The organism is Achromobacter sp. UBA5777 (assembly GCF_002418565.1).
In the GTDB taxonomy this organism is placed as follows: Bacteria; Pseudomonadota; Gammaproteobacteria; order Burkholderiales; family Burkholderiaceae_B; genus Achromobacter; species Achromobacter animicus.
On record NZ_DIEJ01000071.1, the window covers coordinates 1 to 11,069 of the forward strand.

General features: G+C 64.6%; 15 protein-coding genes and 1 tRNA gene. 11 read left to right on the forward strand and 5 right to left on the reverse strand.

The annotated features are described in order from the left end of the window. The first annotated feature begins 74 nt into the window (after nt 1–74). Together B3446_RS04920 and B3446_RS04925 are read left to right on the forward strand one after the other, a co-directional pair. On the forward strand, nt 75–320 hold the full coding sequence (locus tag B3446_RS04920) for a hypothetical protein (RefSeq protein WP_056567399.1): 246 nt from the start codon (nt 75–77) through the stop codon (nt 318–320). 226 nt (nt 321–546) lie between these two features. Next, complete coding sequence (locus B3446_RS04925) at nt 547–777, forward strand: hypothetical protein (protein WP_224776755.1); 231 nt, start codon at nt 547–549, stop codon at nt 775–777. Nucleotides 778–786: 9 nt separating this feature from the next. On the opposite strand, the gene B3446_RS04930 is transcribed toward B3446_RS04925, so the two are convergent. Beyond that, nucleotides 787–1,350 carry a DedA family protein gene (locus B3446_RS04930; RefSeq protein ID WP_191576584.1) on the reverse strand — a complete coding sequence of 188 codons (564 nt, stop codon included), beginning with the start codon at nt 1,348–1,350 and terminating at the stop codon, nt 787–789. Further along, nucleotides 1,347–2,786: a PLP-dependent aminotransferase family protein gene (locus tag B3446_RS04935; protein WP_175124650.1), complete on the reverse strand. Its 1,440-nt coding sequence runs from the start codon at nt 2,784–2,786 to the stop codon at nt 1,347–1,349. The genes B3446_RS04930 and B3446_RS04935 overlap by 4 nt, the downstream gene beginning before the upstream one ends. Nucleotides 2,787–2,955: 169 nt before the next feature. Here B3446_RS04935 and B3446_RS04940 point away from each other — a divergent pair, with 169 nt between their 5' ends. The 4 genes from B3446_RS04940 (at nt 2,956) to B3446_RS04955 (ending at nt 5,545) form a co-directional block, all read left to right on the forward strand. Beyond that, complete coding sequence (locus B3446_RS04940) at nt 2,956–3,336, forward strand: hypothetical protein (protein WP_291378079.1); 381 nt, start codon at nt 2,956–2,958, stop codon at nt 3,334–3,336. Between the two features lie 20 nt (nt 3,337–3,356). Beyond that, nucleotides 3,357–3,433, forward strand: a tRNA-Met gene (locus B3446_RS04945). Nucleotides 3,434–3,659: 226 nt separating this feature from the next. Then, nucleotides 3,660–4,004 (forward strand): hypothetical protein, encoded by a 345-nt coding sequence (locus B3446_RS04950; RefSeq protein ID WP_175124648.1) that lies wholly within the window; start codon nt 3,660–3,662, stop codon nt 4,002–4,004. Nucleotides 4,005–4,309: 305 nt separating this feature from the next. Then, entirely contained in the window at nt 4,310–5,545 is a 1,236-nt protein-coding gene (locus B3446_RS04955) for a TIGR03862 family flavoprotein (protein ID WP_291378081.1), read from the forward strand. A gap of 51 nt (nt 5,546–5,596) precedes the next feature. Here the strand turns inward: B3446_RS04955 and B3446_RS04960 are convergent, their stop codons facing one another. Both B3446_RS04960 and B3446_RS04965 read right to left on the reverse strand, forming a co-directional pair. Next, on the reverse strand, nt 5,597–6,001 hold the full coding sequence (locus B3446_RS04960) for a hypothetical protein (RefSeq protein ID WP_175124646.1): 405 nt from the start codon (nt 5,999–6,001) through the stop codon (nt 5,597–5,599). Between the two features lie 64 nt (nt 6,002–6,065). After that, nucleotides 6,066–6,425, reverse strand: coding sequence for a hypothetical protein (locus B3446_RS04965; RefSeq protein WP_175124645.1), 360 nt, complete (start codon nt 6,423–6,425; stop codon nt 6,066–6,068). Nucleotides 6,426–6,608: 183 nt separating this feature from the next. On the opposite strand from B3446_RS04965, the gene B3446_RS04970 reads away from it, so the two are divergent. From B3446_RS04970 to B3446_RS04990, 5 genes are all read left to right on the forward strand, one after another. Further along, the gene (locus tag B3446_RS04970; protein ID WP_105241420.1) at nt 6,609–6,743 is read left to right on the forward strand and encodes an entericidin A/B family lipoprotein; all 135 of its coding nucleotides are present in this window, start codon (nt 6,609–6,611) and stop codon (nt 6,741–6,743) included. Nucleotides 6,744–6,875: 132 nt separating this feature from the next. Next, the gene (locus B3446_RS04975) at nt 6,876–7,307 is read left to right on the forward strand and encodes a BPTD_2524 family lipoprotein (RefSeq protein WP_291378086.1); all 432 of its coding nucleotides are present in this window, start codon (nt 6,876–6,878) and stop codon (nt 7,305–7,307) included. 3 nt (nt 7,308–7,310) lie between these two features. Beyond that, nucleotides 7,311–7,721, forward strand: coding sequence for a hypothetical protein (locus tag B3446_RS04980; protein WP_291378087.1), 411 nt, complete (start codon nt 7,311–7,313; stop codon nt 7,719–7,721). Nucleotides 7,722–7,821: 100 nt separating this feature from the next. Next, nucleotides 7,822–9,114 carry an aspartate carbamoyltransferase gene (locus tag B3446_RS04985; protein WP_056322519.1) on the forward strand — a complete coding sequence of 431 codons (1,293 nt, stop codon included), beginning with the start codon at nt 7,822–7,824 and terminating at the stop codon, nt 9,112–9,114. Between the two features lie 125 nt (nt 9,115–9,239). After that, nucleotides 9,240–10,688 (forward strand): diguanylate cyclase, encoded by a 1,449-nt coding sequence (locus B3446_RS04990; protein WP_291378089.1) that lies wholly within the window; start codon nt 9,240–9,242, stop codon nt 10,686–10,688. Between the two features lie 53 nt (nt 10,689–10,741). Here B3446_RS04990 and B3446_RS04995 read toward each other — a convergent pair. Next, nucleotides 10,742–11,069, reverse strand: a 328-nt coding sequence (locus tag B3446_RS04995; protein ID WP_291378090.1) for a recombination-associated protein RdgC, incomplete at its 5' end; no start/stop codon positions are given.

Here is an 11,069-nt window from a genome sequence, read left to right on the forward strand (position 1 = left end):
CGCGCCTATGCCGGCCGCGCCGAAACGCCATGCTAGGATTCGCGCCAGATTTCAATGCCAGGAGGCTTTACATCATGGACATCCAGGAACAGATCGCCGTTGTCGTGCACACCATCTCGCATCAGGGTGGGCGCATCGACGCGCTCAATACCACGCTGCTCTCGATGCTGCATCTGGCGAAGAATTCGCCGGGCCTGCGCGAGGCCATCGAGGCGCAGCTGGAGCAGAATTACTCCGGCCTGCTGGCGCGTTCCGAAAATCCGCAATACGTCGCGGGTTTCGAAAGCGTGCGTGACATGGTCCTGACCGCCCTGAAGTGAGGCGCCCGGCGGCAGTTACCCACAGGTTCTGTGGACAAGCCTTGGGATAGTGCGGGCATAGATCCACAAACTCCTTCAATTACAACGGCTTGCGTGAGGCGCTCAAAAGCGGCTCCATTGCGCCGAAGCAATGCGCAACCGGCGCGCCGCCACGGCAGGCCAAGCCCGGGTAATATGCGGCCCCATGCGGAATCAGTATTCATTGGAAGGCCGGAACCGCGCCCTCGTGGCGCGCGTTTCGGAAGCGGCAAAGCTGGCGGCATTTGACCCCGGCAAGCTTTCCCCCGAGGCGAGGGAGAGCTGGGAGCGCATGGGCCATGGCTTCAAGGCCTGGCACGACTTCGACCAGCGTCACCCGATCCTGCGCCGCCTTGCAAAGCTGCCCATCATCGGCATGCTGTACCGCAACGCGCGCCGCCGCCATGTGCAGCGCGCAAACGGCAAGCTGGTGTTCTGAACGCGCCCGCTATTTGCGGCGACGCGCGTAGACCTGATAGGCCAGCCACACCAGCACGCCGAGCGCTACTGCCACGGCCAGCTTGGTTTCCACGCCGTGCAGGCGTCCCAGCAGCGCTTCGATGGTCCGGCCGAACACAAACCCCAGCAGGCTGAAGCAGACCGCCCAGATCATGGCGGCGATGGCGTTCAGCACCAGATAGCGCAGGGCCGGCACCTTGGACACGCCCACGGCGACAGGCCCCACCGTACGCAACCCATACAGAAAGCGCAGCGCCAGTATGAAACCGTTGGGATATCGGTCGATGGCCGCCAGCGCCTTGCCGAACGCCGGCTTGGCGCGGATGCGCTGCACGTAGCGATGGTCGCGGTAGCGGCGGCCCAGCAGGAACAGCAGTTGATCCGCCATGAACGAGCCGGCGAACGCGCAGAGCATGACGTAGGGCAGATGGAACAATCCCTGGTGCGCCAGGAATCCCGCAAACACCACCACGCTTTCGCCTTCCAGGAAGGTCCCGCCCAGCACGGCCCACAGGCCATAGTCCGCGATGAATTGATGCAGTTCCGCGTTCATGCTGTCCTTTCTTCCACGATGCGCGCGAGTGTCACCAATGCGTGCGAGATCTCCGGCGTGATGCGTTGTCCGCAACTGATGCGCAGGAAGTGGTTATAGCGGGCGCCATTCGAGAACATCGCGCCGGGCGCCACGCGTATCCCTTGCCGCAGCCCGGCCTCGAAGACGTCCATGCCCGACACGCCCTCGGGCATTTCCACCCAGAGCAGCATCCCGCCTTGCGGCACGCTCAGCCGCGTGCCTCGCGGAAAATGCGCGGCGATCGCCTCGGCGGTCAGGTCGCGCTGCGTCTTCAGTTCTCGCCGCAGTCGGGCCAGATGGCGATCGTAGGCGCGCGAGCCCATGTACTCGGCCACGGCGATCTGCGCCAGCGGTTCGTTGGGCCGGCTTTGCGCGAACTTCAGCATGGCGATGCGGGCTTTCCACCGGCCGCCCAGCAGCCAGCCCAGCCGCATGCCAGGGGCCAGCGTCTTGTGCATCGACGAACAATAGATGACGTTGCCCGTGGCGTCCCAGGATTTCGCCGCGGCCAACGGGGTGTCGTCGTCGGTCAGTGCGCCGTACGTGTCGTCTTCGATGAGCGGCACCTGCTGGCGCTCGCACAGCGCCACCAGTCGCGCCTTGTGCGCGTCGGGCATGACGCAACCGAGCGGATTCTGGAAATTCGGCACGACGACGACAGCGCGGATATTGCCGTGCGTCTGGAAGGCCAGGTCCAGCGCTTCGATCGACAGCCCGTGTTGGGGGCTGGTGGGAATCTCGAGCGCGCGCATGCCGAGGCTTTCCAGGATCTGCAGCAGACCGAAGTAGGCGGGCGATTCCACGGCAATGGTGTCGCCGGGCCGGGCCACGGCACGCAGCGCCAGATTCAGGGCCTCGATGCAGCCATGCGTGACGATGACGTCGTCCGGCGTGGCGTTGATGCCGTTGGCCAGCGCGCGACGGGCCAGCACGCCGCGCAGGTCAGGATGCCCCTGCGGCGGCACCGGGCTGACCAGCACCTCCGGCGACTGCCGCAGTGCGCGCGTCATCGCCTGCTTGAGCGCCTCCATGGGATACGCCTGAGGCACCGCCGCGGCCAGCGCAAAGTTGGCGCTGACCCGGTGCGCTTCGCATTTGGCAATGAAGTCCGAAACCCGGTCGTGGATGCCGACATACTGCGCCGCGCCCAGGGTCTGTCGGATGTCCGGCTCGGCCACGGGCGGAATGCTGTTGCGGCGAGGTTTCAGGACGAAGTAGCCGGAGCGGGGACGGGCCTCGATCAGGCCATCGTCCTCGAGCTGGCGGCAGGCCTGCAGCGCCGTGGACAGGCTGACGTGATGGGTGCGCACCAGCGTGCGGACCGAGGGCATGCGCTGGGCGGGGGCCAGCACGCCCGTCTGGATGGCGCGCCGGTAGTGATTGGCCAGGCGTAGGTACAGCGGTTGAGGTTCCATGCGCCGATCTTGCTCCCCGGGGTTGGACGGTGGGTAGGCACAGATGCAGGCAAAGTACACCATAACAGTCACAAAATCGACCCTCTGCATCGGTACAGAAAGCCGATTTTTGTGACTGTTGCGCAAAGCAGGGCGCGCGTAGCCTGTGATGGTCCTTCTGGAGATCATCATGACCCCGCATTCCGACCCCGCCTCGCCAGGCCTGCGCCTGGATATTCCCGCCGGCGCCAGCCGGATTTTCGTTCTGCGCGCAGGCGCTGCCGTCGTCTGCGTCGAAGGCAGCGTGCGCGTCGAGGAAGCGGCAAGCGGCCTGGAAGCCGCAGGGGGCCTGCATCGCGTCGTACCAGCCCGGCTCAACGCGGGCGAGGTTCACGGGGTGGCCTACGGGGGCGCGGTGCGCCTTACCGCGCTTGTCGGTGCGCAGGTGATCTGCCTGGATTGCATGGGGCGCCTGAGCACGATCCTGCGCCACGTCGCCCATGTTTTTCGCGGTTTTCTGTCGAAAAACGGAAACATTCGCGTGGGTGCGCTGCACAAGATTTCAAAATGATGTATGATTCACACATCAGACGCGGGGTGGAGCAGTCTGGCAGCTCGTCGGGCTCATAACCCGAAGGTCGTAGGTTCAAATCCTGCCCCCGCAACCAGTTTCAAGCAGTACCCGGTCTTTCCGGTGGCGCGTTTCAAATGCACCCGGCAAGACCGCAGTAAGAAAAGCCGCGACAATGTCGCGGCTTTTTTTTCGCCTGGCGATTGCGCTGGGTCATGCCTGGATCGCGTCCGGAGTTTCCCGGGTATCCGCGGCCGCACACGGCCGCAACCCTGCGCTACCATGGGCCACGCGCGCTACGTTGCCGCACACAAGGAGTGTCCATGGGAACCGCAAAATACGATCATCCCGGCTACGTTGCTGATACGGGCGCTGAGGGCAAGTACCACGTGGGCATCTGGTGCCCGCACGGGTATCCCGCCCACATCCATATCGGCCGTCCGGCCGACCGCGGCGATCCCTCTGCCTTGCTGAGGCTGCGCATCCCCGATGGCGTGTTCCAGTCGCTGCCGGACGATCCCGAAACCCTTTGCCGCCGCGCGCTTGGACAGGCGCTCGATGCCGGCCTGCTGCGCAGCGTCGCGGTCGACGGCGAATATCAGGAACTGCGTTTTCAGCTCGATGCCGAGCCCTGGTCCGGCCCCATGCACGCAGCCGAGCGCGCCTGATACCCTCCCCAGAACGCGGCAGTTACCCACAGGGATTGTGGAAAACCCTTGGGATAGCTGCTGCGTATATCGAATTTTTCCAGCAAAAACATAGGCTTGGCGCCTGCGGTCAAGAATTGGCCGCTGCGAGCCTTTCGGGACAATGGAACGTGCAGTTGCGACGCGCGTTCGTGGAAGGCCCCCTGACGCCGTGAGACAATCTGCGTCCCGGTGGCCGCGCCGTCCTTCGTCCCTTCTCCTTCCGACTTCTCCCGAATGCTTTCCGCCTTTTCCCGCTCGCGTCCTGTCATGAAGGCGGCGGCGCCATGAGCCTGTCCGCCAAACGCGTTGCCGTCGTCGGGGGCGGCCCCGCCGGTCTCATGGCGGCGGAAAGGCTGAGCGAAGCCGGGGCGCAGGTGGACGTGTTCGACGCCATGCCGTCGGTCGGCCGCAAATTCCTGATGGCGGGCCGCGGCGGCCTGAATTTGACGCATAGCGAGCCCGCCGAGCCTTTTCTTGCCCGCTATGGCGACCGCGCCCCGTTCGTGCAGCCATGGCTGCAGACGATGGACGGCGCCGGTCTGCGCGATTGGGCGCATGCGTTGGGCATCGAAACATTCGTGGGTTCGTCGGGCCGGGTCTTCCCGCAGGAGATGAAGGCGGCGCCTCTGCTGCGGGCCTGGCTTGCCCGACTGCGCGGGCAGGGTGTGCGGTTTCATATGCGGCATCGCTGGCTGGGCTGGCGTGGCGACAATCCCGGCGTGGACTCGCTGCGCTTTGCGACGCCCGACGGTGAAGCGCGCCATGCAGCGGATGCGGTCGTGCTGGCGCTGGGCGGCGGCAGTTGGGCCAAGCTGGGATCCGATGGCGCCTGGATGCCGGATCTGCAGGCGCACGGCGTGCCGGTTGCGCCATTGCGGCCCGCCAACTGCGGGTTCGACGTGGACTGGTCCGATCACTTTCGCAGTCGCTTTGCCGGCCAGCCGGTCAAGCCGGTGGCCATGTCCTGCGGCGGGCCTGGCCGCCAGGGCGAATTCGTCGTGTCCGAGACGGGCATTGAAGGCAGTCTCGTTTATGCATTGTCCGCCACCCTGCGCGACCGGATCGAGGCCGACGGCACCGCCGTGGCCATGCTGGATCTTGCACCGGACTGGTCGCACGCAAAGGTGATGGCGGGGGTGACGCATCCGCGCGGCGCCCGCTCGATGTCAAGCCATCTGCAAAGCCGGCTGGGACTGACGGGGGTGAAGGCGGGCTTGCTGCGGGAATGCGCCAGCGCCGAAGACTTCAAGGACCCCGAACGCCTGGGGCAGCGGATCAAGGCCTTGCCATTGACGCTGCGGCGACCGCGCCCGATCGACGAAGCGATCAGCACGGCGGGCGGGGTGGCCTTCGAGGGGCTGACCACCGGGCTGATGCTCAATGCCGTGCCCGGCGTTTTCTGTGTGGGGGAAATGCTGGATTGGGAGGCGCCCACGGGCGGCTACCTGCTGACCGCCTGCATGGCTAGCGGCGCACGCGGCGCGGCCGGCGTAATTGATTTTCTGAAGGGACAGGACTGAAAAGTCTGTCCTGAATCCGCCGCCCTGAACGGACAGCGGGCGCACTGAAGATCAGGAACCCGTCGGGTGCGGCGCCATGCTCATCGGCGCGCGGGGCGCCAGATCGCTGACGACGTGGCCGACCACGGGCGGCTCGCCTTCGGGCTGCGAAATGATGCCGATCACACGGGTGATGGCGCTGGCGGGAATGGTGGTTCCGTGGGCGGGATCCTGCACCAGTTGCCAGATCGTGGCGTTCGCCATGCCTGTGTCGCCCTCGGTCAGGTCGAGGTTGTCCAGGCAGTTGCGCGCGAAGGAAGACCAATCCGAGGCGTTGCACGGCAGACCGTGTGAGGTTGCCAAGCGGGCCAGGGCCAGCGGCGCGTCGGCCTGGCTTGCGGCGTGCTGGGCAGCGGTGCCCAGCGTGACGTCCAGGGACAGCAGGCGGAGAAACTCAACAACGTTGTCCGTGCTCATCTTGTAGTCTCCTTCCTTTGGGGGCTGTACTCTTCGATCGCCAGCCGGGCCGCTTGCCGGGTTGTCATCCCGGACCTTGTCCCAGCATCGACACCAGCGACTGCTTCAAGCGCGGCGAAAAAATCGGCACCGTATGCGCTACGCCGCTGCGGTCGATGCCTTCTTTGAGTTCGACTGACTGCCCCAGAAAAATTTCCGGAGCGGCAGAAATTTCGTTGTACCGCGCCAGCAATTCATTGACCTGGGCCTGCGCGTCCGCCAGCGTGCTGCTATCGGCCAGCTTACCGGCGGCATGGGTCTGCAAGATGCGATGCAGGTCGTCGATGAACAGCGCCAGGGCGGCCTGTCCGCGGCACTGGGGCTGTTCCCAGCCCCAGCCTTGCGGGCTGGCGCCGGCGGATTGTGATGCTTGTTTCTTCGTCATGTGCGCATCCTAATCCATTGGCGGCAAATACGCGACAGGCGAGAATGCGTCGCAAGTGTCACCGGCGCGTAAGGGTGGTGACGGTTTTTTGTCGGTGTTGTTACACGTGACCGGCTTGTGTCACCGAGCGGCCTTTGAGGTATGCTGGGTTCGGTTTTTTCCATGCCCAGACAGGAGATGTTTATGAAGAACAAAGTCTTTCTCGTCATGATGCTCTCGATTGCTGCGCTGACGGCGGGGTGCAACACCGTTGCCGGGGCCGGTAAAGATATTCAGCGGGGCGGGGAAAAGATCGAAGGAGCCGCGGAAAAGCGGTAGGGCATCAGGCCCTTTGCCGTCATGACGGCGCAAGGCCACGCAGGAAGTGCCGCTCTTGGGCACTTTCGGCGTGGCCTTTTTGCAGCCGCTGGCATAATCGCGAAAGTCCGAATAGCAATGGCGGGAAGAATCATGCGCAAGTCTGTATGGGTGGCTGTCACGTTGGCGGCCACGTTGGCCGGATGCGCCAGCACCGGGGTCTACGAGTCGGAAACCGCAAAGAAGGAGACCTTCAGCGTCGACACCAATTATCAGGCGGCATTCCGCCGAGCCGGCGAATACGTGCGCGCGTGCCATACGCAGGTCAGCCATCCTTATGGCGTCTCTTATGCCTGGCGTCATAGCCTTGGCGAGAAGGGCGCGCCGGACGAAATCCAGCTTTACAAGGTCGGCCAGCCGGCGACCGTGCTCGAACTGATTTCCGCGGAGGCCGATGGCCCCGCCACCGCCAAGGTGACCGTGACGGTGCTGGGCGAAGGGCGCTGGGACGAGGCCGAGATCGCCGCGGCGCGCACGTCGATACAGAGCGCGACGCCGACGTGTCGTAGCGCCACCGGCGGCTGATCCATGGACGCCCGCGCCCAGCAGCTCCGAGCAAACGGCGCGTCGTTCGCGCTGCTGGCCGGCGCGTTTCGTTTTCTGGGGTGGTTGAATGGCGGTGCCGCCCTGATCCTGGTCGGATTCACATTGGGCATCGTGGGGCAGGACATCGCCGCGCCCGATCTGCAGATTCCCTTGTTGTTTTTCCTGGCTGGCCTGGTGCTGGCAGGGCTGGGGGTGGCGTTTGCGTACCTGGCGCAGGTCAGCCTGTTGCGGCAAGGGTACAGTGGCCATCTGACGCGTGATCATTGGCCTGCGCAATTGCTGGCGCTGATTTGCTTCCTGGCCAGCATGCTCGCCTTCTGCGCAGCGTGCTGGTTCGCGGCCGGGCAGGCCGTGACGGCGACACCACAGGCGGCGGCCTACGCTCAGCGGTAAAAATCGCGGGTAAACCCGTATGCGCAAAAATGTTGGACTTGTGTAGATGGTCGGAATAATATGCGCACTGCGTATATAAATCCTCTTTTTGGGGCCCGTCATGAGCATCTCCCAGCAAGCCTTTCTGCGCGACGCCATGCGCCGCCTCAACCTCACCCGCGACGTGTTTGCCACGCGCATTGGCGTCAAGCGCCGGGCGCTTGATACCTGGCTCCTGCCTGAAGGTTCGCAGGAATTTCGCGCGATGCCGGAAGTCGTGCAGCGCTTTGTCAGCGAAATCGTGCAAAACGGCGTGCTGCTGGAAAAATATACGCAAAGCGTACAAGACGGTCCTTTGCGTGACCGCATCGCCGTCGAAGGCAAGAACCAGCTCCTGTCGGTGGACCAGTTCACCCGCGACTCCGTCGAAGACTTGTTCCGCGTGGCCGACATGATGCAACCCATCGCGCGCCGTCAGAAGGTGTCGCGCGTGCTGGAAGGCGCCGTGCTGGGCAACCTGTTCTTCGAGGCCAGCACCCGCACCCGCGTCAGCTTCGGTTCCGCCTTCTGCCGCCTGGGCGGCTCGGTGTGCGACACGACCGGCTTCACGTTCTCGTCGATGGCCAAGGGCGAGTCCATCTATGACACCAGCCGCGTCATGAGCGGCTACGTGGATGCGATGGTCATCCGCCACCCCGATCAAGGCTCGGTCGCGGAATTCGCGCGCGCCACGAACATCCCCGTGGTCAACGGCGGTGACGGCCCGGGCGAACATCCCAGCCAAGCGCTGCTGGACCTGTACACCATCCTGACCGAATTCTCGCGCCTGGGTAAGTTGCTGGACGGCGCGCACATTGCGATGGTCGGCGACCTGAAATACGGCCGCACCGTGCATTCGCTCATCAAGCTGATGGCGCTGTACAAGAACGTGAAGTTCTCGCTGATTTCGCCTAAGGGCCTGGAGATGCCGACCTACATCGTCGAGCAGGCCAGCCGCAACGGCAACATCATCGAACAGAAGTCCTCGCTGGCCGAAGGCCTGGCAGGCGCCGACGTCATCTACGCGACGCGCGTTCAGAAAGAACGCTTCGCCAACGAAGAGAACGAGGGCTACACGCCGGACTTCCAGGTCAACCGCGCCATCATCGACGCCTATTGCAGCCCCGAGACGATCGTGATGCACCCGCTGCCGCGCGACAGCCGTCCGGGCGCCAACGACCTCAGCGTGGACCTGAACCACGATCCGCGTCTGGCCATCTTCCGCCAGACCGATAACGGCATTCCCATCCGCATGGCGATCTTCGCCGTGCTGCTGGGGGTGGAAGGGCTGGTGCAGCATTCGCTGCGTGATGTGACGTGGCAGCATCCGTCGCATGTCGGTCCCGACGATTCGGTCTTCCACGGCCTGGATTGACGTCAGCAGTTCTTGGCGGCGCCGCAAGCGCGGCCCCGCCGCGGTGAATTCAAGCATAATCCGCGCTGGTTTTTCGGGCGCGTGCCGCTGCCAGGCGCGCACGCCGTTCTTGGGCGGATGAGCTTATGTCTTCGAGCAGTACCGGTGTTCCTCCTGCGGCCCCCACCGCCAACGCGACCCCCGCAAACGCGGTCGGCGGCCACGATTGTTACCTGAGCGCCTCCAATGCGCAGGCCTGGGAAGCGGTCTATCAATCGGTCGACGCCGATACGCGCGGCCAGGTTGCGGCGGTGGTGTCGGACCACGCCACGCAGCTGGTCGACGCCTTCTATTCCACCTTGCTTGCCGATGCCGAGGCCGGCCCGCGGCTCTCGCATGAAATCGTGTCGACGCGCCTGCATCGCGGCATGACGCATTGGCTGAAGGACCTGCTGTGTGTGCGCGACCAGGGCGACATCGATGTGCTGCTGGCCACGCAGAAAAAGGTCGGCGAGGTCCATGCGCGCGTCCACATTCCGATCCATCTGGTGATGGCAGGCGCCCGCATCCTGAAGAACGAGATCGCGCAGCGTCTGCGCGCAAGCGGCCTGGATGGCATGGCGACATCGATAGCCACGCAATACGTCTGCAACCTGTTCGATCTGGCGATCGAGCAGATGAGCCGCGCGTTCATGCGCGACATCAACCGCGGCGCGCGCAACGACGAGGCCTATCGCCTCTTCGCGTTGGGGCAGAACATCTCGACCGAGCGCGAACGCCAACGCGCCGCGTTGCTGGAGTGGAGTCAGGCGGTGCTGATCGGCCTGCATTACCGGACGCCGGAGCAGGCGCTGCCGCGTCTGGCAGCCTCGGAGTTCGGTCTGTGGCTGCAGCACAAGGGCGCGGTGCTCTTTGAAAGCGCGCCGGCGCTACGCCAGATCACGGAGGCCGTGGCGCGCCTGGATGACACGGTGCTGCCGCGGATGATGCAAGGGAGCGGCCACGAGCAGGAATCGCTGCCCGACCAGGTTCGTGAGCTGCAAGAGCTGGTGGCGCGTATCAAGCATCTGCTCAACGGCCTTTTCGACATGGTTGCCGAGATCGAAAGCGGCAGCGATCCGCTCACCAACGTGCTGAACCGGCGTTTCCTGCCGTCCGTCATCGGCCGTGAGATCTCGCTGGCCCAGCGTCAGCGGTCCAGTTTTTCGGTGCTGCTGCTGGACATCGATCACTTCAAGGCCATCAACGATGCGCACGGCCACGCAGGGGGTGACCAGATCCTGCGCCAGTTCGCCGAAGTGGTTCACCAGACCTGTCGTTCCAGCGACTTCGTGTTCCGTTACGGCGGCGAGGAATTTCTGGTCGTGCTGGTGGACACGGGACCCGGCGCCGCACTGGCCGCTGCTGAAAAACTCAATGCCGAAATCCGCCGGCACCGCTTCATGATGGCCGATGCGGGCGCGCTGCAGGTGACGGCCAGCATCGGCGTGGCGACCTTCGACGGCCATCCCGACTACGCGTATCTGATCGATCGCGCCGACAAGGCGTTGTACAAGGCCAAGCAGGCCGGCCGTGACCGCAGCGTCGAGGCATGAAAAAGGGCTGCTCCGTTAGGGGCAGCCCTTGTTGCCGATGCGGGTAAGAAGGCTTAGATCTTCTTTTCGCCGCCCAGCGCCTCGACCAGCTCGGCCATCATCTTGGCCAGTTCGCCGGTCATCAGCATCATGTCGGAATCGAACTTTTCGTCGTCATTCGCGGCGACGCCTTCGTTGCCTTCCTTCAGTACGTCCAGGGGCGCCACGCGCTTGACGTCCAGGCCTTCGGTCAGCACGAACGACACGCGGTCGGCCCAGGTCATGGCCAGGCGCGTGCACTGCTTGCCGGACTGGATGTGGCGGCGTACGTCGTCGGCGTCGATGGAGTGCTTGACGTAGCGGATGGCCGCGCCGCTTTCGCCGGACGAGCGCAGCTCGGTG